Origin of the sequence: Parahoeflea alexandrii (assembly GCF_027214025.1) — a bacterium.
Taxonomy (GTDB): Bacteria; Pseudomonadota; Alphaproteobacteria; order Rhizobiales; family Rhizobiaceae; genus Hoeflea; species Hoeflea alexandrii_A.
This window is the reverse complement of sequence record NZ_JAPWHB010000034.1, coordinates 1-424: the sequence shown is the minus strand read 5'-3', so window position 1 is coordinate 424 and position 424 is coordinate 1. Positions and strand designations below refer to the sequence as shown.

The following is a 424-nucleotide window of genomic DNA, read 5'->3' as shown; positions in this document are numbered from 1 at the left end:
TGCAGCCCGGCCAGAAGCGCCTGCGCCCCGCCGCTCAGCACCGCGTCCGAGCTCAGCGCCCCGCCGAACCCGGCCTCGTTGATGCCCGCAATGTCGCCGCTCTCGGTGACAGCACCGGCCACGACAGACCCGGCATCGATCACCGGTGCATCATTGGTGCCGTTGATGGTGATGGTGACGTCCTGCGAGGCGGTGCCGCCGTTCTGGTCGTCGACCGTCACGGTGAAGGTCAGAACCAGCTGGTCGTTCTCGCCCAGGAAGTCGATCGCCGCATTGGTGGCGTCATAGGTCCAGGCGATCTCGCCCGAACCGTCGCCGAACGTCGAGTTGCTCACGCCATCGAGCAGATCATCGAGGCTGAAGGCGCCGAGAAGCGTGGCTTCCTGGCCAGCCGTCAGAACGTAGCCGTTGGCGAGCGTCGCCG

1 protein-coding gene is annotated in these 424 nt (G+C 67.0%); it reads right to left on the bottom strand.

Annotated elements, in window-relative coordinates:
* Positions 1-424 (bottom strand): VCBS domain-containing protein (locus tag O4H62_RS26310; RefSeq protein WP_269391852.1); only part of this gene is annotated, 424 nt, incomplete at both ends.